The sequence below is a fragment of the Brevundimonas sp. genome (assembly GCF_036405315.1).
GTDB lineage: Bacteria > Pseudomonadota > Alphaproteobacteria > Caulobacterales > Caulobacteraceae > Brevundimonas.
This window is the reverse complement of record NZ_DASWXW010000035.1, coordinates 1-17,857: the sequence shown is the minus strand read 5'-3', so window position 1 is coordinate 17,857 and position 17,857 is coordinate 1. Positions and strand designations below refer to the sequence as shown.

The window sequence follows — 17,857 nt, the reverse complement described above, 5'->3', positions numbered from 1 at the left end:
GCGACCACCTTTGGGAAAACCCTTATGACCACTCAAGCCGAACTGATCGCCGCCGTCGCCAAGGACGCGGGTGTTTCGCAGGCCGACGCCGGCCGCGTCCTCGACGCGATCGTCAAGAACATCCACAAGAGCCTGGTTTCGGGTTCGGACGTCCGCATCTCGAACCTGGGCGTGTTCGACACCGCCGAGCGCGCCGAGCGTGAAGGCCGCAACCCGGCCACGGGCGCGACCATCAAGATCGCCGCTTCGAAGGCTGTGCGTTTCCGCGTGTCGAAGCCGCTGAAGGACGCCGTCAACGGCTAAGCCTTCGGACCTCCAGGCGAGGTTCATGGCTCCCGCTTCTGCAGCGCCTCGCGTCGCATGAATGGGAGCCGACTTCCCTCAAGTAGCCTCTCGCCGCGCGAGAGGCGTTAGGGAAACAAGACTGTCAGGCGGCTCCGGCCGCCTGAGGACGGGCGGGGGTCGCAGGGCGGTCTCCGCCCGTTTTCTGTCTGAACTCGGCCTTGGTCGCCGCGATCCAGCCGGCGTAGGTGTCGGCCCCGGCGCTGAGGGTGGCGAAGTCCTGCGGGCGACCCGAGCCGTCGGCGCCGTCCAGACCGGCCAGAGCGATGCGGATGCCGCCCGGCGACCGGGCCTTGTCGGCGAAGCCCGAATAGTTGCGCGACAGGCGGTTCAGCGCCCCCGCATCCCGCGCCAGCGAATAGCCGACCCCCGCGCGGATCAGCCGGTTCTCCTCGTCCGCCGTCAGCGGGATCAGGGCGTCGCGATAGCGAGCGCCCAACTGCTGCTCGTAGATCGCCGCCGCCGCGCCCCACTGCTGCTGCTTCCAGAAGATTTCGGCGCGCACGTCGCGCGCGGCGGGCGAGGCGTCCTTGCCCAGAACCTCCAGCGCGTGATCATAGCGGCCCAGCTCCATCAGGGCGCGGGCCTCCAGCGCGCGGCGCTCGCTGTTCATGGCCGTGGGCAGCAGCGTGGTGCGCGAGGACCAGAGCGCCTGCAGCGCCTGCTCCGGCTGGCGGTTCATCAGATAGACGGCCGCCAGATTGGTCGAGACCTGGGCCTTGGCCACGCCGTCGAGGCGGTTGTCGGCCTGATATTTCAGCAGCTCGGCGGCCTGATCCAGCAGATCGACGTCGATCAGGCGCCGGGCCAGACGCCGCACCATCTCGTCGCCGTCGGCGCCCACCGGGGTCAGTTCGCGGAAATCGAAGAACAGGGCCAGGGCCTGCACCGGCTGCAGGCCGTCGGCGGCGCCGTCGAGGAAGAGGGCGCGGAAGGCGTTGTCGAGATCGGCCTGCAGCTTGTCGCCGCCGGGCAGGACCACGATCTTGCGGCCCGCCGCCTTCAGCGTGGTCAGGGCCTCGCGATAGCGCCCCTGCGACAGGTAGAGCTCGCCCAGACTGCGGATCACGGCCAGTTCGACGCCGTCGCCGCGCCAGCGCCACTTCAGGGCCTCCAGCTGGGCGGCGGCCTGATCGGGCTTCAGCACGCCGCGGGCCATTTCCAGGCGCACCGCGCCGAGACGGGCCGGCGTGGCGATGCCGTCCAGCGGGGCGCGGGCCACGGCCTTGTAGACCGCCAGCGCCTGGGCCGGCTTCTGTTCCAGCTCGAACAGCCTGGCCTGGACCAGACGGGCGGCCAGCTGGTCCGGGGCGGATACGCCCGGCTGGCTGAAGACATAGGCCAGCAGCTCGCGCGCGGCGTCCAGATCGCCGGTCTCGACGGCGGCCAGGGCGTGGGCCGTGCCGAAACGGGCGCGCCACTCGGGGGCGAAGTTGTCGACCACGCCGGCCCCGGCGGCGAAGGCCTGACGCGCCGTGGTCCAGTCGCTGCGCTGGGCGGCGATATAGCCCTGCCAGACGCGGGTCGAGGGATCGCCCGCCAGAGCCCCCGACGAGAAGTCGGCCTCGGCCTCGGCCAGACGGCCGATGGAGGCGCGCGCGGCGCCGCGCAGGCCGCGCACCTCGGCCACGCCCTGCATGGCCGGGGTCTGCTTGACCAGGGCGTTCAGCACGCCGATCGCCTCATAGCCCAGCCCCTGCCCGACCAGGAAGCGAGCATAGGCCAGACGGGATTCGATGGGGGCGCGGGGGTCCTCGACGGCGCGGCCGCTCTCCAGCTCGGCGGCGGTCTGCAGGGCGCGGTGGCGCGCGCTGAAGCTCTCGGCGCCCAGATCGGCCCAGTCGGCGATGATCAGGGCCGGACGCACGGCGGCGCGCGGGGCGTGAACTTCGTGGGCGGCGGCCTCCAGCCCCACGGTCGGCGGCGACAGGCGCAGGCCGCGCGGCCGCGACAGGGTGACGATGTCGCCCTCGGCCTTGACCGTCAGGTCGTCGGTCGGGGTCTCGACCGCCAGGCCGTGGGCGGTGGGCAGCAGGGCCAGATCAACGGTGCGCCGCCCGCTCTTCAGCCCCTTGCCGGGGGCCAGGGCCGTTACGGCGGCGAAGCGGTCGCCGACCATGGGATCGGTCAGCCAGACGGTCTTGGTCGCCCCGGCCATGCGTGCGGTCAGCGCCGTCTGGACGCTGTCGTCGCGGCCGATCTCGACGCCCGTCACGGTCGGCGCGGTTCCGCCCAGGGTGACGATCCAGGACGCCCCGTCGGCGCGGGCGGACACCGTCTGGCCCTCGGGCGCGGGAATGCGGATGGCGGTGAAGTCGGGACCGGCGGCCCAGCGCGCCTTGGCGGCGTCCCCAGCCTGGGCGGCGGCGGGCATGTTCATGCGGGCGGCGGCGTCGAACACCACCCAGACAGCGTCGCCGCGGCGGAAGACGGCGGCCCCCACGGGCGCGGCCCAGGCGAAGGTCAGGCGGGTCGTCTCGTCCTTGACCTCGGCGGTCACGGGCACGGCGCCGCCGACCGGCACGGGCGAAGGCTTGCCCCCGTCGGGTCCGGCGCCCGGCGCATAGAGGTTGAGCCAGACGGCCCCGTCGGCCGAGCCGCTGCGAACCCCGGCGCCCTCGGCCAGGGTCAGGACCAGTTCGGTGGCGCCCGCCGCGGCGCGGGTCTCGACCTTCTCGACCCCCTTGGGCGGATCGACGCGCAGGCGGCTGACGTCGGGGGCGGCGGTGGTGCCGATGCGGATGACGACAACGCGGCCGTCCTGGCGCACCCGGGCGCGCGAGCCCACGGCCCCGGCGAATTCGACCTTGGTGAAGCCGGCGTTGGCGCCGACGCGGATCTCGACCGGCGCGCCTGATCCGGGCGACGCTCCCTCGGCGTGCGGAGCCATGGGCGCGAACACGACGACGCCCGCCGCGGCGGCCGCCACGGTCGTCTTCAGAACGCGCTTGCTGGCGGTTGCCCCGGACATACGCGCGCACCCTCGCGCGAAGGGCTTTAATCGCGGTTAACGCCGGTTAAACGGCCCGGTCACGCAAGCCTGCCATGCAGGTAGGACAAAACACCCGCTTGCGACGCGCGCGCGAAAGGCCGACATCGGCGGTATCGACGTTCTCGTCACCTTGTTTTGTCAGGTGCTTCCCGTGTCCGACCCCGTCTACCCGCCTCTCAGCCCGCTGAAGACCGGAGTACGCTGCCGCTGCCCGCGCTGCGGCGTCGGCCCGCTGTTCCAGGGCTATCTGACCATCCGCAAGGAATGCTCGAACTGCGGCCTGGACTACGGCTTCGCCGACCCGGCGGACGGCCCGGCCTTCTTCGTCATGTCGGCGGTGGGCGTGGTCGGCATGATCGGCTTCATGATCTTCGAGTTCAACGTCCACCCGCCGGTCTGGGTGCATTTCGTCGTCACCCTGCCGATCCTGGCCCTGATGTGCCTGGGCGTGCTGCGGCCCTTCAAGGGCTGGATGGTGGCCGAGCAGTATTTCCACAAGGCCGAGGAAGCGACCTTCGTCAGCGTCGGCAAGCACGGCGAGGGCTACGGCTGGCGCGGCCAGGCCGAGCGCGCCGCGCGAGACGAGGCGCGCGACAAGGGGTGATCCCTGTCCTTCTCCCCTTGAGGGAGAAGGTGGACGCCGGAGGCGCTCGGATGAGGGGTGTCGGCGCGAAGGTCTGACGTGAATCGGGGTGCGAATTTCCTCGCACCCCTCATCCGTCAGGCTTCGCCTGCCACCTTCTCCCTCAAGGGGAGAAGGAAGAAGGTTAGCGCACCACCCGCAGCGTCACGCCCACGGTGCGCGGCGCGCCGAGGAAGGCGCCGAGCGTGCCGCTCTGGAACGGCGCGCCGAAGGCCACCTGGCGGTAGTCCTGATCGAACAGGTTCCTGCCCCACAGCTCGACGCTCCAGGCCTCGTCCCTGGCCAGGGCGACGCGGCCGTCCACCAGCCAGAAGCCCGGCTGGCTCTTGGCCGGATCCAGGTCCGAGCCGGTGTTGTATTCCGACGAGTACTTGGCCGCGAGGGTGACGCGCCCGGTCAGGCCCGCCCCCACCGGACGCTCATAGGTCCCGGCCAGCGAGCCGCTCCACAGCGGCGCGAAGTTCAGGCGGCGTCCGGCCAGCAGCGGCAGGCCGGCGATGGGGTCGTGACCGTATTCGGTCTGGGCGTAGGTGACGCCGCCCTGCAGCGACAGGCCCTCGACCGGCAGGAACATGAAGTCCGCCTCGACGCCCTTGGCGCGCACTTCCGGGATCGAGCGCACCAGGAAGGTGGTGCCGAGGAAGGTGTTGAGCTGGAAGTCGTCATAGGTCTGGCGGAAGGCGGCGGCCGAGACCAGCAGGCGGCGGTCCAGCATCACGCTCTTGACCCCGGCTTCCCAGGCGTCGGCGGTTTCCGCCCCGAAGGCGCGCGAGGCGTCGGGGATGCGGTTGGTCTGGCCGCGATCCAGGTTGAAGCCGCCGTTCTTGCGGCCGCGCGACCAGCCGGCGTAGAGGCGGACGCCCTCGGCCGCCTGATATTCGGCGCGGGCCAGTCCGGTCCAGGCCTCGTCCTTGACCGTCTCGGACGTCTTCAGGCCGTTGAAGGCCGGGTTGGACCAGGGCAGGCACAGGGTGCCGCTGACCACGCCCCGGGCCAGGGCGGCGGCGCAGGCGCGGCCGCCGTCGGTGTTCTCGTAGGCCGCGCTCATGTCCTTGGTCTCGTGCGTGCGGCGCAGGCCCCCGGTCAGGGTCAGTCGGTCGGTCACGGCGTAGGAGGCCTGGGCGAACAGGGCCGCCGACTGCGTCGTCTGCCAGTAGCGGTCCAACTGCCCCTGGCCCTCGACGAAGCTCTGGCCGACGGCCAAACCGGTCAGGGTCGAGACATGATTGGGATCGCCCAGCGGATTGGCGGCCGAGCGCGACAGCAGGCGGCCGACATAGGCCTCGTAGTCCGCGCCGTAGAAGAGGCTGTCGCGACGCGTCAGCTTCTCATCCGACAGGAAGGCGCCGGCGGCCCAGTCCAGACGCCCGTTCTGGCCCGAAAGGCGGACCTCCTGCGTCAGGGTGCGGAAGCGATTGGACCAGCTGCCGTCGTCGGGACGATAGGCCAGGTCGGCCGAGGTGAAGTCCCAGTCCTGGCTGATGACGCCGCGCCAGTCGCGCGCCGCCGAGGTCGTCTCCAGCGTCGCCCAGCCCAGGTCGGCGCTCAGGTGCAGGGCCAGGCCCTTGTCGCGGATGCGGGTGTTGGTGTCGCGGTTGGACCAGGCGACGCGCGCCCAGGGGTTGGGCGTCGCCGCCACCCCGCCGTCGGGCGCGAAGGTGGCCAGCAGGGGCGCGGTGCTTCCCGTGACCAGTTGCACGCCGACGCAGCAACGCTCGTCCCGCTCGGTCCAGTCGGCGGTCAGGCGGGCGGTCAGGTCAGGCGTGGCGCGCCACAGCAGCTGGCCGCGCACGGTGTCGTAGTGCTCGTTCTGATCATCGGTCGCGGCGCGAGGGCCGTCGCCGGTCTTCACCTCATAGAGGCCGTCGCGGCGGCGCGCGGCCACATACAAGCGGCCGGCCAGAACCTCGTCGACGATGGGGCCGGTCAGGGAGACGGAGCCGCCCTTCACGCCGTAGTCGCCGAAGGTCGCCTCGCCCGCCAGACGCGGGGTGAAGGACGGGGCGGCGGTGACGACGTTGATGACGCCGGCCGAGGTGTTCTTGCCGAACAGGGTCGCTTGCGGCCCCTTCAGCACCTCGATGCGCTCGACCTCGCCGAGGTCGCCCAGGGCCACGCCGTTGCGGGGGCGATAGACGCCGTCGATCATGACGCCGACCGAGCTTTCCAGCCCCGGATTGTCGCCCACCGTCCCGACGCCGCGGATGCGGGCCGTGGTGAAGGTCTGGTTCGAGGTCGAGGCTGTGATCAGGCCCGGCGTCAGGATCTGCAGATCCTTGATGTCGCGCACGCCGACGTCGTTCAGCAGCGGCTGGGCCGCGACCGTCAGCGACAGGGGCGTGGCCGCCAGGGGCGCCTCGCGCCGCTGGGCCGTCACCACGATCTCGGACACCTGGGTCGGTCCCTCGGTCGCCGCATCCTCCGCGAACACAGGCGCGGCGAAAACGAGCAGGGGCAAGGCGACGGACGCGAGATACGCGGCGCGGACAGGGGAGTTCATGAAAGGGGGAACCGCTTTGCGGAGCGACGGCGCACGGCCTTGTCGCGGACAGAAGCGGCGCTCTAGCAGTCCGTTTCAGCCGACGAAAGCCTTACCTCGCGTCAGCAATTGGTGACTTTTCGTCAGCAGACGATGACTTTTCAGGCCCGTCCGGCCAGGGGTCCAGAGGCTTGCGGCGCGAAGCTGACCTCGACCCGGCTGCCGTTGCGGCCGATGTCGTTGCGCACCGCGCCCCCGACCCGGCACAGGCCGCCGAGGTCGCCCGCAGCCCCGGCTTCATGCGCCGTGATCAGCTCCAGCAGCCGCTCGGCCTCGGCCAGAGAGGCCGGCTTCTGGTCCAGAAGCCAGGTTTCCAGCGCGTCCAGATCGACCGCCAGTCCGCCCGCGCGGACGGCGCTGTCGACCTTGCGGCTAGTCCACTGACGCAGCAGCGCGCGCGCCGCCTCGATGGTCCATTCTTGCGCCATCACGCCCCTCCCGGGCGAAGCGTCGGTCGGCGAGAGCTTCCCATATCCCGACGAAGGCCGTCAGACTGACAAAACTCCAAGCCGCCCACTGCAATGTGACCGCCGCCCAGCCCAGCCGCTCATGAGCGAAAAAGGGCGCCAGATGGCTGACGACGATGATCAGTTGAAATCCGGCGCAGGCGACCAGCCACCAGCGACGGCCGTGTTCCGCCAGCGCCCACAGCGCGCCGAACAGGGCGACATCCACCAGCATCACCCCGACCCGAAAGCCGTCGATGTCCCACGGCACGAGAAACGCCGACAGGACCTGGGCCGCCGTCAGGGCGGCCACCGCCAGCCGATCGACCATTCCGCCCCGCCACAACAGCAGGGTGAAGGCGATCAGATTGGCGAGGATGAGGATGATCTGGACGGGGTGCATTGTTCGAAATCAGCCCGCGTGCCGGCCGTCGCCGCCCAAGGCGGTTTTGGCGACCCGTTCCGGGCGTCTGCTCATTGACCTGTCATCATCGACCACCCCCTGCGGCAGAAAACTCACCGCAAGCTTTCGATCAGCTCGAGAACGGGGTTGGCGAGGCTGGCGCCGACCGCGGCGATGATCAGCCAGGCCAGAGACCAGCCGAGGATCAGCCACAGCAGGGAGCCCCCCAGCTTCCTGGGTCGGCGCCAGCCGTCCAACGCGACATACCGCTCATAGAGCGACCGCCGCGCCTTCCCGCCCCCAAACGCCATCGGCGCCGCGGAGACGGGGCCCACTGACCCCGCAAGCGCTCCATCGGATAGGGGGAATGATCCCCCTGAGTAGTTTTCACTCAGGCGACGCGCGGCCTGCAAGCGGTCGGAAACGCCCAGCTTTTCATAGGCCCGATGCAGGTGGTTCTGAACGGTGCGCGGCGACAGGCCGAGCTTCTGCGCGATCTCCTTGTCGCCCAGACGCAGGCCCGCCAGCTGGACGACTTCCAGTTCGCGCTGCGTCAGTTTGGGAATTATGGGTTTCTGCGACACGGCTTAGCGGTAACGAATGTGGACGGTGCGCGTCCAGCCTCAAAATTCACGTTACACGTGTGTAATCTTTCGCGCCGCGCCTAGCCGCCAAGCACGCCGGCCGCGTCCAGGGTCGCGTCGGCCTTCTCGATCACCGTCACCGCGCGCGTTTCGACGCCGTAGTCCGCCTTCAGCGCCGCCAGCCAGCCGAACAGGGCCGCCGAGGTCACGCCCGGGGCGTCAAAGGCCAGGCCGCCGTCGCCGTCCACCGAAAAGGTGACGCTTAGGCCCGCCGCCTCCGCCGCCGCGCGCGCCGCCTGCTCGACCTCGGCCAAATTCATCGATGGCGGCATGGCCGCCCTGGCCCCAGCAGCCTCTTGCGAAGCCCGACCCGACAGGCCGGCCTCGATCCGCGTCAGGCTCGCCGTCGCCTCGACCCGGCGTTCCGCCGCCGCCGCACGCCAGGCGAAGGCGGGCCGCACCGCCAGCAGCCAGATCAGGACGGCGGCGATCAGCAGCGCCATGACCCCCAGCATCCTCTGCTCGCGCGCCGAGCGCCCGTCCCACCACAGGCCGATCGGCTGGATCATCCGGTTCATCAGGCGCCTCCCACGCGGACTTCCGAGACGACCTTGCCCTGGTCGTCGACGGTGCTTTCATCGGTCAGGCTCATGCCCTTGGCCGCCATGGCCTGCTGCAGGGCGTCGAGGTCCTGATAGGCGGCGTAGGTGACGGTGGCGTGCACTCCGTCTTCGTCGGCCGTCAGGCTGTCCAGTTCGGCGCCCTCGACGCCCTCGACGGCGGCGAACAGGGCGGCGGCGGCGGCGGTCGGGCCGCCCGGCGGCGGGGCCGTGGTCAGGCGGCGCGTGGCCTCGGCCACGGCGTCGGCGCCATTTCTCGGTTCTTGGGCCATATCCGGGAAGGCCCGGCGCGCGGCGGCCTCGGCGCGATGCTCGGCGTCGCGGGCGCGCCATTCGTCATGACCGGCGGCGGCCAGGGTCAGGATCAGGGGCGAGACGATCAGGGCCGCCGCCAGGGCGCCCGCCCGCTTCCAGCCGCGCCGGTCGGCCTCGACGCGTCGCCCCGCCCCGGCCAGCAGGTTGATCGGCGGGTTGAGTGCGGCGGCACAAAGCAGCCGCTCGATCTCGTCAGCCCGACCGATGCGCTCCAGCATGCGCCCGGCGGCCACGGCCTCGGCCAGATCGGGCTGGACGCTGAGCGCCAGTTCGCGCCCGCGCAGGGCCAGGTCGGCGCCGAAGACGGCTGCGTTCAAGGCTTCCTCCTGCGCCGGTTCGGGCAGGATCAGGCTGTCGGGGATCATGACGTCGGCCTTCAGGCCGAGACTCGATAGGTAGTCGCCCCAGGCCTGCACCAGCGAGCGACCGACCACGGCGGCCAGCCGTCGTTCTCCCGCCGCCACGACCGGCCCCAGCGCCACGCTCAGCCGATCAGCGGGCGCGGCCAGGTCGTCCCGCAGATGGTGCAGGGCCGCAGCCGCCAGTTGGGCCGGACTGCCCGACGGCAGGTCCAGCCAGCGGATCAGGACGTCGGCGCCGGGCACGACCGCCACGGTCCGCATCGGCTCGGGTTGCGGGCCGCCCAGCTCGACGACGCCGCGCGTCAGCACAGCGCCTTGCGCGTCCAGCGTCAGGCACGACGCCGGCAGGGCCGCCGAGGGCGGGATCAGGATCAGTCGGATGCGGCTCATTCGTCCAGGGTCCAGCGTTGGATGACGGTGCGCGCGGGACCGGCCGGGGGCAGCTCGATCAGGGCGGTGCGGACGGCGCGGCTTCCGCCGAACTCCACGTCCACGCGCAGGTTGAAGAAGCGGGTCAGGACCGTCAGCTGGTCCTGCACCGTGGTCGGCAATGGAACAGCCGCCATCGGCCCCTGCATCAGGAAGGCGTTGGCGTCGCTCCAGCCGCTGGCGGGCCGTGCGGCGATGGCGGCGCGGGCCGAGGCCAGGCTGAGCTTGCCGTCGGCCAGCATGACCAGCAGCGGCGCCTGATCCGGCCTCAGGGTGTTGGGGTTGATCGGCGACAGATCCGTGGTCGGCAGGGCGCACAGATAGGGTCGCAGGGCGGCGTAGGTCGCGACGTCCACCCCCTTCACCGCGCGCAGTTCGCTGACCTCGGCCAGCAGGGTCCCGGCGGTGCGATAGGGCTGGCCCTGCCCGGCGTAGGCGGCGTCCTCGCCGCCTTGCGCGCGCGGCGTCGTGTCGGTGTCGATCCAGTCGGTCAGGGCGTCGGCGATCGCCCGCATCCGCCCCTCGGGCAGGTTCAGGGCGCGGCCCAGGGCGACGAACTGCTGACCGCCCAAAGGCCGGGCGACATAGACCTCCAGCTGACCCTCGACCAGGCTGTTCAGGTTGAAACAGGCCTGACCGTCGCTGAGGCGGGCGGTGATCGAGCCGTCCTCGACCGGGAAGCTCAGCGCCCGCCCGTTCCAGTCCGGCTGGATCGGCGTCTTGACCGGATCAAGGTCGCGCAGGCGGTCGATCTGACGCCGCGCCAGGGCTTCGGCGCCCGCCGCATACCACTGGGCCTGGCCTTGGGTTTCCGCATTCATGGTGCGGCGGACCGAGAAGCGGATATCGTCCAGCACCAGCACCGCCACCGCCGCCATCACCGCCACCAGCAGCAGGACGGTCAGCAGGGCCATGCCTTCACGGTCCTTAAAGCGCGCCCTCATCGCCCGCCCCCGACGATGAACAACTGACGCACCGGACCATAGCCCTCCAGCGTCAGGTCCAGACGCACCGCGTCCGGCAGGGGGCGGTCGGGCGACGAGACGAAGCGCGGCGTCTCGGCCCCCGCGCTGATGAAGGCCAGGGCCGGGGCGCTGACGCCTTGGTACAGAACCTGCGGCGGGCTGGGCCGGGCGCCGTCCAGATAGGGATAGACCCGCCGCTCCAGCCGGTCCTCGACCAGACGGTATTCGACCCTTTGCAGCGAGGCGCGCGGACGGCCGTCCGGGTTGCTCCACCCGGCGCGGACCAGCACCAGCAGGGGATCGCCGGGCGCCTCGGCGACCAGGATGGGCGAGGACGCCGGCTGACCGTTGGCGGCCCGCACCCGGCGCGGCGCGGCCTGGCCCAGATCGGCGCGCAGGGTCGCGCGCAGACGCTGAAGTTCGGCGGTGCGGTCGGTCGCGGCCTTGACCACGAAGCGGTTGTCGATGCTCTGGCTCAGCACCAGCACCCCCGCCGCCGCCAGCAGGGCGAAGATCAGCAGCGCGATCATCACCTCGATCAGGGTGAAGCCGGAACGGGATTTCATGGCCCGCCCCCTCACTGTGAAATCGCCCGGAACAGGACGCGCTCGGCGGCCTGCCCCTCGTCGTCCAGGACGCGGATGTCGACGCGCAGGATGTCGGGGTCGTCGGTGGCCGTGACCGACCGGGTCCAGCGCCAGTCGCGCCCGGCCAGGGCTTCCGTCCCGTCGCTGTCGCCGGGCGCCGGCGCGGGTTGCGCGGTCATGGCCTCGACCGCCAGGTTTTCGGCCACGACGCCGCCGAGCGTCCGCGTCTCGGCGCGCGCGGCCGAGCGGGTGTTCTCGCCGCCGAGGTTCAGCAGGGCCAGGGCGGCCAGGGTGAACACCGCCAGGGCCACCAGCAGCTCGATCAGGGTGAAACCGGCCCTCCCCTTCCCGCTCGCCTTTGACCCGCTCATCCCGGCGAAGGCCGGGATCCAGATGCCAAGGCGCGCGGGTGCAGGGTTGCTTCTGCGCCCGCGAAGGCCAGCCCTTGCGTCATATGATCTGGATCCCGGCCTTCGCCGGGATGAGCGGAGAAGGTGGATCATCGCACCCTCACCTCGCCCGCCGCGTCGACGGCGACGGTGACGGCGCGGTGGCCGCGCGACAGGCTCAGGCTGGCGGCGTCGGCGACGCCGGTCGGGTCGAAGACGACGCGCAGGGGCGCATCCGCCGGCTGGCCCTCGGGCCGGGCTGCGGTGTCCTCGGCCCAGTGTTCCTCGCCGAAGGGGCCGTCGGTCAGGGGCGACCACTGGACGCCGTCGAAGTGGGAAAAGGCGTAGCCCGCCGCCGTCGCCTCGACCGCCACGGCGCGGTTGGTCAGCAGGGCCTCCTCGCGCGCGCGCACCAGCCGCGCGGCGAAGCGTTCGGCCTCGTCGCCGACGGGCGGACGCGGGTCCGGCACGGCGAGCACGACGGCGGCCGCGGCGAGACCCATGATGGCGACGACCATCAGCAGTTCGACCAGGGTGAAGCCGGAGCGCCAGCCATGGACCGCCCCTGCTCCCTTCCCTCTCGATGGGGGAAGGGTCGGGGATGGGGGTGTGCGCGCCGCGTAGCGAGGCTCTGGCGCGCGAGACGCGGCGACGCCTCCCGCGTTTCGATCATGACCCGAGCTACCTACACCCCCACCCAACCCTCCCCCCTCGAGGGGGAGGGCTTTGGCGGACGCCTCAGCTCTGCCAGTTGCCGATGTCGGCGTCATCGCCCTCGCCCCCTTCCTTGCCGTCGGCGCCGAAGGAGAAGACGTCGAACTGACCGCCGTGGGCGGACGGGCGGCGATACTGGTAGGCATTGCCCCAGGGATCTTCCGGCAGACGGCGGATATAGCCGCCTTCGCGGTAGCGTTCGGGGCGGGCCAGGCTGGCGGGCGGCGCGGTCAGGGCCTGCAGCCCGCTCTGGGCGTCGGGGAAGCTCAGGTTGTCGAGGCGATAGGTCTCGATCGCCTGTTCCAGCGTCGAGATGTCGGCCCGCGCCTTGCCGATCATGGCCTTGTCCTGGGTCGGCAGGACGTTGATGGCGACCACGGTGGCCAGGAGGCCGATGATGACGATGACCACCATCAACTCCACCAGCGTAAAGCCCTGGCGGGCTTTGCGCTGAAGAGCAGCAAGTCTTAGGGCGCTATCGCGAGCGACGCGGTCGCTCGCTGCATGAGCGCAGACGCAAGCGCTGTCGGCTGCGACGGGCTCGGCGGAATGTTGCGGCTGGATTTCGGTCATGGCGGGTTCCCGATTCACCCCATCGCCAGGGTGTTGATCTGAAGGATGGGCAGAAGGATCGACAGGACGATCAGGGCGACCACGCCGCCCATGACGACGATGATCGCGGGCTCGAGGAAGCTGAGCATGACGGCGGTGAAGGCGCTGAACTCGCGCTCCAGATAGTCGGCGGCGCGCTCCATCATCGGCTCCAGCCGACCGCTGGCCTCGCCGGACGCGGTCATGTGCACCAGGATGGGCGGGAAGACGTCGGCGCGGCGCATGGCGGCGGACAGGCCCCCGCCCTCGCGCACGGCGTCGGCCATCATCTCGGTCGAGGCGCGCAGGGCCCGGTTGGACACGGTGCGGGACGTGATGGTCAGGCCTTCCAGCACGGGCAAGCCCGCCGCGATCATGGTCGACAGGGTCCGCGCCATCCGCGCCCCGTGCAGGTCGCGGGTCAGCCGCCCGACGACCGGGAGGCGCAGAATGCGCCGGTCCACCGCCAGCCGGAAGCCGGGGTTCCGCATCCCGGCGACAAAGCCGCCGATCCCGGCCAGGAGGAGGAGGGCGATCAGCCAGCCCCAGTGCCGCATCAGGTCAGACACCCCGATCACCACCCGCGTCAGCAGGGGCAGGGTCTGGTTCATGCTGTCGAACTGATCGACCACCTTGGGCACGACGAAGACCATCAGGGCCGTCACCACGCCGAGCGCCACCAGGGCCAGGACGGCGGGATAGACCAGGGCGGTGATCACCTTGCCCCGCACCTGCTGGTCGCGCTCCAGCCCCTCGGCCAGACGCTCCAGAATGGGGCCGAGCGCGCCCGAGGCCTCGCCCGCCGCGACGGTGGCGCGATAGAGGGGCGGAAAGGCCGCGCCCTGACGGGCCATGGCCTCGGACAGGCGCTGACCCTCGACCACGCCCGCGTGGACGCCGGACAGGACGGCGCGCACGTCGGGCCGTTCCGCCTGCAGCATCAGGGTGCGCAGGGCCTCGTCGACCGGGGCGACGCTGATCAGGGTGGCCAGCTGACGCGTGGTCAGGGCCAGGGTGCGCGACGACAGCTTGCGGCTGCGGCGCGGGGTCTTTTCGGTCGTCGCCGCTGCGCCCGAGGCGCGGCTGAGCGACAGAAGCATCAGGCGGCGACGCGCCAGCGCCGTCTTCGCCGCCGCCTCGTCCGGCGCGGTCAGCACGCCCGCGACGGTGCGGCCCGAGACGTCCACCGCGCTGTAGTCGAAGGCGGGCATCAGGCGGCGCTCTCATTCAGCGAATGCGCCTCGGGCGTCTCCTGACGCGTCACCCGCACCGCCTCTTCCACCGAGGTCACGCCCGCCAGCACCAGGGCGCGCGCCCGGTCCGACAGGGTGCCGCCCTGCGGAAAGGCGGCGTTGATGAGGGCTTCCTCGTCGGCCTCGGCGGCGATCAGGCGGCGCACCTTGTCGTCGATCTTCAGCGTCTCATAGACGCCGACGCGGCCGACGTAGCCGGTGTGGTTGCACGATCCGCAGCCCTGCGCGCGCCAGACGGTCGCACCCTCGACCACGCCGCACAAACGGGCGGTGGCGGCGTCGGCGGGTTCGGACTGGCGGCAGTCGCCGCACAGGCGGCGCACCAGCCGCTGGGCCACGATCAGACGCAGGGTCGAGGCCAGGAGGAAGGGCTCCACCCCCATGTCGCGCAGTCGCGTCACGGCCCCGGCGGCGTCGTTGGTGTGGACGGTGGACAGGACCAGGTGGCCGGTCAGCGAAGCCTGAACGGCGACGCTCGCCGTCTCCACGTCGCGGATTTCGCCGACCATGACCACGTCCGGGTCCTGACGCAGGATGGCGCGCAGGCCCGCCGCGAAGGTCATGCCGACCTTGGGATTGACCTGGGTCTGTCCGACGCCGTCGATGGCGTATTCGACCGGGTCCTCGACCGTCAGGATGTTGCGCGTGGCGTCGTTCAGCAGCGACAGGCCGGCATAGAGGCTGGTCGTCTTGCCCGAGCCGGTCGGGCCGGTGACGAGGATGACGCCGTTGGGTTCGCGCAAGGCCGTGCGGAAGGCGTCGTGCGCATCCGCGTCCATGCCCAGCTGGTCCAGCGACAGGCCGGCCTGATCCTTGTCGAGAATACGCAGCACCACCCGCTCGCCCGCCCGCGACGGCAGGGTCGAAACGCGCACGTCCAGGGTCTTGCCGCCCAGGGCCAGGGGGATGCGTCCGTCCTGCGGCACGCGCTTCTCGGCGATATCCAGGCGGGCCATGACCTTGATGCGCGAGACCAGAAGCGGCGTGATGCGCGGGTTCAGGCTCAAGGCTTCGCGCAGCACGCCGTCGACCCGCATCCGCACGATCAGGGCGCTCTCATAGGGCTCCAGATGGATGTCCGAGGCGCCCGCGCGCACGGCCTCGGCGATGATGCCGTTGATCATGCGGATCACGGGGGCGTCGTCGGCGGAGTCCAGCAGGTCGGCGGCGGCGGGCAGGTCCTCGATCAGGCCGTCCAGCCCCGACGGCATGTCCATCTGATCATCGCCGTTCAGGTCGCCGGCATAGACGTCGGACAGGCGGCGGTCGAACTCGGCCTGGTCCATCAACTGGACCTGCAGCGGCCGACCCAGGGCGCGGCGCGTCTCGACCAGGGCCAGGGGGTCCGCGCCCTGCCGCAGCCCCACCGAGGCGATGTCGCCCGCGTCCAGCAGGATGACGCCGTTCCGCTTGGCGAAGCCATAGGGCAGGGTCGGATTGACCAGGGTGATCATGGCCCTCAGCCCTGCGGCGAGACGGCGTTGGCGGCGGGGGCCAGCGGGCTGATCGTCACCTCGCCTGTCGGCGCGGTCCCGCCCGGCGCCGGGTTGTCGATGGCGCGCGGCGCGACGGGCGCCTGGGTGCGCATATAGTCGCGCAGCATCTCATCCAGGCTGGGTTCGACGCCCGGCTGCGAACGGATTTGCTCGCCGCGCATATAGCCCCAGCGGTCGGCGCTCAGCTGCTGGGCGTCGCCCGGCGTGCGGATGATGGTCGGGCGGATGAAGACCATCAGATTGGTGCGCCCGCGCTGGCGGCTGGTCGACTTGAACAGGTTGCCGAGCACCGGCACGTCGCCCAGGCCAGGCACCTTGTCGACCGACAGGCGGTCGTTCTGATCCAGCAGGCCGCCGGCCACGGCGATCTCGCCATCGTCCACGACCAGGGTCGTCTCCAGCTCGCGCTTGTTCAGCACCAGGTCCGAGGCGCCGCGCGTCAGGACGCCGTTGATGCTGGACACCTCCTGGCGCAGGAACAGGGTGATGGAGCCGCCGGCGTTGATCTGCGGCTTGACGATCAGCTTGACCCCGATGTCCTGACGCTGGGTCGTGCGGAAAGGGTTGGAGTTGCCGTCCAGCAGGGCCTCGCCGGTGGTGATCGGCACCTCCTGCCCGACCAGAATGGTGGCCTCTTCGTTGTCCAGCGTCATCAGCGACGGCGTCTGCAGCAGGTTGGAGCCTTCGTCCGACTTGGCCGCATTGATGATGAAGCCGAACAGGCCGTCCGAGCCGATGCGCCCGCCGCCCCCGCCGATAAAGCCGTTGGCGCCGACCAGGCTGTTCAGGGCCAGGTTCTGAAGCTGCTCGCGCAGCGGATCGTCCTTGTCCAGTTGACCGGCGGCGGCCCCGCCCGCCAGCGGCACCAGAGGCGCGGCGCGGTCGGAATAGTTGGTCAGACCAATGGGCGTGCCGTCCGATCCGGCCAGCAGCCACTGGACCCCCAGTTCGCGCACGGCGGTGTCGCCCAGCTCGACGACGATGGCCTCGATCAGGACCTGTTGGCGGCGGCTGTCGAGCTGGCGGATGACCTCGGCCAGCATGCGCTGGGTGTCCGCCGAGGCCGAGATGACCAGGGCGTTGGCGCCGGGGAAGCGGGCGATGCTGGCCTTCTGACCCGCGACCGGCGCGGCCGGGGCGGAGACTTGCGGCGTCGGCGCGGCGGCTTCGCCGGTTCCGCGCGCGGCAGGCGTCGCCGTCGCGCTGGCCGCCGTCACCGGCTGGCCGACGATCTGTTGCAGCACCGGCAGCAACTGCTCGGCGTTGGCGTGTTGCAGGAAGACGACCTTGACGTCGTCGGCCGAGCGGGCGCGGCGATCCAGATCCTCGACCAGGGGGCGCACCCGCGCCACGGCGGCGGGGTCGCCGCGCAGGATGACGGAGTTGGAGCTGGCCACCGGCGTCACCGACACCATCCCCTGCCCCGGCTGACCGCCGGGCGGGGCCAGGACCTGGGCCAGGACGCCCGCGATCTCGGCGGCGGAGGAGTTCTCCAGCGTCACCACGTCGAAGGCGGCGCGATCCACGTCGATGCGCTGGATCAGGCTGCGGATGCGGCTCAGGTTGTCGGCGAAGTCGGCGACCACGACGCTGTTGCCGCTGGGGTTGGCCAGCACCTGGCCTTGCGCCCCGACCAGAGGCCGGATGGTCTCGGCGGCCGAGGCGGCGTCGATGTTGCGCAACTGGAAGACCTGGGTCGAGAAGCGTTCCGATCCGACGGTGGACGGTCCCTGCGCCGCGCCCTGGGCCGGGCTGATGCGATAGGCGCCGGAACTGGTCGGCGTCACCACCAGACCGTTGGCGCGCAGGGTGGACAGGAAGACCTCGAACAGCTCGGTGCGATTCAACGCGCGCTGGCTGGTCACGGTGACGTTTCCGGTCACGGCGGGGTCGACGATGAAGGTGCGGCCCGTGGTCCGCGCCACGTCCTGAATGAAGGCGCGGATGTCGGCGCCCTGGACGTTCAGGGTCTGGCGCGCCCCATCCTGACCAGAGCCCTGGGCCATGACCGGCGAGGCCAGCAGCGGGCCTTGAGCAGCGATCAGGGCCGACAGGGCGACGGCGGCGAAAGAGCGGTGAAGGCGCATCACTGGCCGGTCCTTATGGTGGTGGTCTGCACCCGGCCGTTCCGCTCGAAGCGGATCTCGGCGGCGCTGCTGCCGGAAAGCTCGCCGCCCAGTTCGGACA

17 protein-coding genes are annotated in these 17,857 nt (G+C 71.1%); 2 read left to right on the top strand and 15 right to left on the bottom strand.

Features of this window, described 5'->3' with window-relative positions:
- Positions 1 to 24 precede the first annotated feature (24 nt).
- Entirely contained in the window at positions 25 to 303 is a 279-nt protein-coding gene (locus VGE49_RS02475; protein WP_105564062.1) for an HU family DNA-binding protein, read from the top strand.
- A gap of 124 nt (positions 304 to 427) precedes the next feature.
- Here the strand turns inward: VGE49_RS02475 and VGE49_RS02470 are convergent, their stop codons facing one another.
- The gene (locus VGE49_RS02470; RefSeq protein ID WP_331033003.1) at positions 428 to 3,313 is read right to left on the bottom strand and encodes a tetratricopeptide repeat protein; all 2,886 of its coding nucleotides are present in this window, start codon (positions 3,311 to 3,313) and stop codon (positions 428 to 430) included.
- A gap of 172 nt (positions 3,314 to 3,485) precedes the next feature.
- Between VGE49_RS02470 and VGE49_RS02465 the strand changes: the two genes are divergently transcribed.
- On the top strand, positions 3,486 to 3,938 hold the full coding sequence (locus tag VGE49_RS02465) for a DUF983 domain-containing protein (RefSeq protein ID WP_414643588.1): 453 nt from the start codon (positions 3,486 to 3,488) through the stop codon (positions 3,936 to 3,938).
- 163 nt (positions 3,939 to 4,101) lie between these two features.
- On the opposite strand, the gene VGE49_RS02460 is transcribed toward VGE49_RS02465, so the two are convergent.
- The 14 genes from VGE49_RS02460 to gspD form a co-directional block, all read right to left on the bottom strand.
- A complete protein-coding gene (locus VGE49_RS02460; protein ID WP_331033002.1) occupies positions 4,102 to 6,435 on the bottom strand; it encodes a TonB-dependent receptor in 2,334 nt (777 codons plus the stop codon).
- A 182-nt stretch (positions 6,436 to 6,617) separates the two neighbouring features.
- Complete coding sequence (locus VGE49_RS02455; protein ID WP_331033001.1) at positions 6,618 to 6,944, bottom strand: hypothetical protein; 327 nt, start codon at positions 6,942 to 6,944, stop codon at positions 6,618 to 6,620.
- The gene (locus tag VGE49_RS02450) at positions 6,889 to 7,365 is read right to left on the bottom strand and encodes a hypothetical protein (RefSeq protein WP_331033000.1); all 477 of its coding nucleotides are present in this window, start codon (positions 7,363 to 7,365) and stop codon (positions 6,889 to 6,891) included. Before VGE49_RS02450 ends, VGE49_RS02455 begins: the two co-directional genes overlap by 56 nt.
- 113 nt (positions 7,366 to 7,478) lie before the next feature.
- Positions 7,479 to 7,949 (bottom strand): response regulator transcription factor, encoded by a 471-nt coding sequence (locus tag VGE49_RS02445; RefSeq protein WP_331032999.1) that lies wholly within the window; start codon positions 7,947 to 7,949, stop codon positions 7,479 to 7,481.
- Positions 7,950 to 8,029: 80 nt separating this feature from the next.
- A complete protein-coding gene (gene gspM / locus VGE49_RS02440) occupies positions 8,030 to 8,527 on the bottom strand; it encodes a type II secretion system protein GspM (protein WP_331032998.1) in 498 nt (165 codons plus the stop codon).
- Positions 8,527 to 9,636 carry a type II secretion system protein GspL gene (gene gspL, locus VGE49_RS02435; protein ID WP_331032997.1) on the bottom strand — a complete coding sequence of 370 codons (1,110 nt, stop codon included), beginning with the start codon at positions 9,634 to 9,636 and terminating at the stop codon, positions 8,527 to 8,529. The genes gspM and gspL overlap by 1 nt, the downstream gene beginning before the upstream one ends.
- Positions 9,633 to 10,589 carry a type II secretion system minor pseudopilin GspK gene (gene gspK / locus VGE49_RS02430; protein WP_331032996.1) on the bottom strand — a complete coding sequence of 319 codons (957 nt, stop codon included), beginning with the start codon at positions 10,587 to 10,589 and terminating at the stop codon, positions 9,633 to 9,635. Before gspK ends, gspL begins: the two co-directional genes overlap by 4 nt.
- 26 nt (positions 10,590 to 10,615) lie before the next feature.
- Entirely contained in the window at positions 10,616 to 11,206 is a 591-nt protein-coding gene (gene gspJ, locus VGE49_RS02425; RefSeq protein ID WP_331032995.1) for a type II secretion system minor pseudopilin GspJ, read from the bottom strand.
- Positions 11,207 to 11,217: 11 nt separating this feature from the next.
- Positions 11,218 to 11,598 carry a type II secretion system minor pseudopilin GspI gene (gene gspI / locus VGE49_RS02420; RefSeq protein ID WP_331032994.1) on the bottom strand — a complete coding sequence of 127 codons (381 nt, stop codon included), beginning with the start codon at positions 11,596 to 11,598 and terminating at the stop codon, positions 11,218 to 11,220.
- A gap of 128 nt (positions 11,599 to 11,726) precedes the next feature.
- Positions 11,727 to 12,134 carry a GspH/FimT family pseudopilin gene (locus VGE49_RS14210; RefSeq protein ID WP_414643587.1) on the bottom strand — a complete coding sequence of 136 codons (408 nt, stop codon included), beginning with the start codon at positions 12,132 to 12,134 and terminating at the stop codon, positions 11,727 to 11,729.
- Positions 12,135 to 12,354: 220 nt separating this feature from the next.
- On the bottom strand, positions 12,355 to 12,903 hold the full coding sequence (gspG, locus tag VGE49_RS02410; protein WP_473964828.1) for a type II secretion system major pseudopilin GspG: 549 nt from the start codon (positions 12,901 to 12,903) through the stop codon (positions 12,355 to 12,357).
- A 14-nt stretch (positions 12,904 to 12,917) separates the two neighbouring features.
- Entirely contained in the window at positions 12,918 to 14,132 is a 1,215-nt protein-coding gene (gene gspF / locus VGE49_RS02405; protein ID WP_331032992.1) for a type II secretion system inner membrane protein GspF, read from the bottom strand.
- On the bottom strand, positions 14,132 to 15,628 hold the full coding sequence (gspE, locus tag VGE49_RS02400; protein WP_331032991.1) for a type II secretion system ATPase GspE: 1,497 nt from the start codon (positions 15,626 to 15,628) through the stop codon (positions 14,132 to 14,134). The genes gspF and gspE overlap by 1 nt, the downstream gene beginning before the upstream one ends.
- A 5-nt stretch (positions 15,629 to 15,633) precedes the next feature.
- A complete protein-coding gene (gene gspD, locus VGE49_RS02395) occupies positions 15,634 to 17,757 on the bottom strand; it encodes a type II secretion system secretin GspD (protein ID WP_331032990.1) in 2,124 nt (707 codons plus the stop codon).
- Between the last annotated feature and the right edge of the window lie 100 nt (positions 17,758 to 17,857).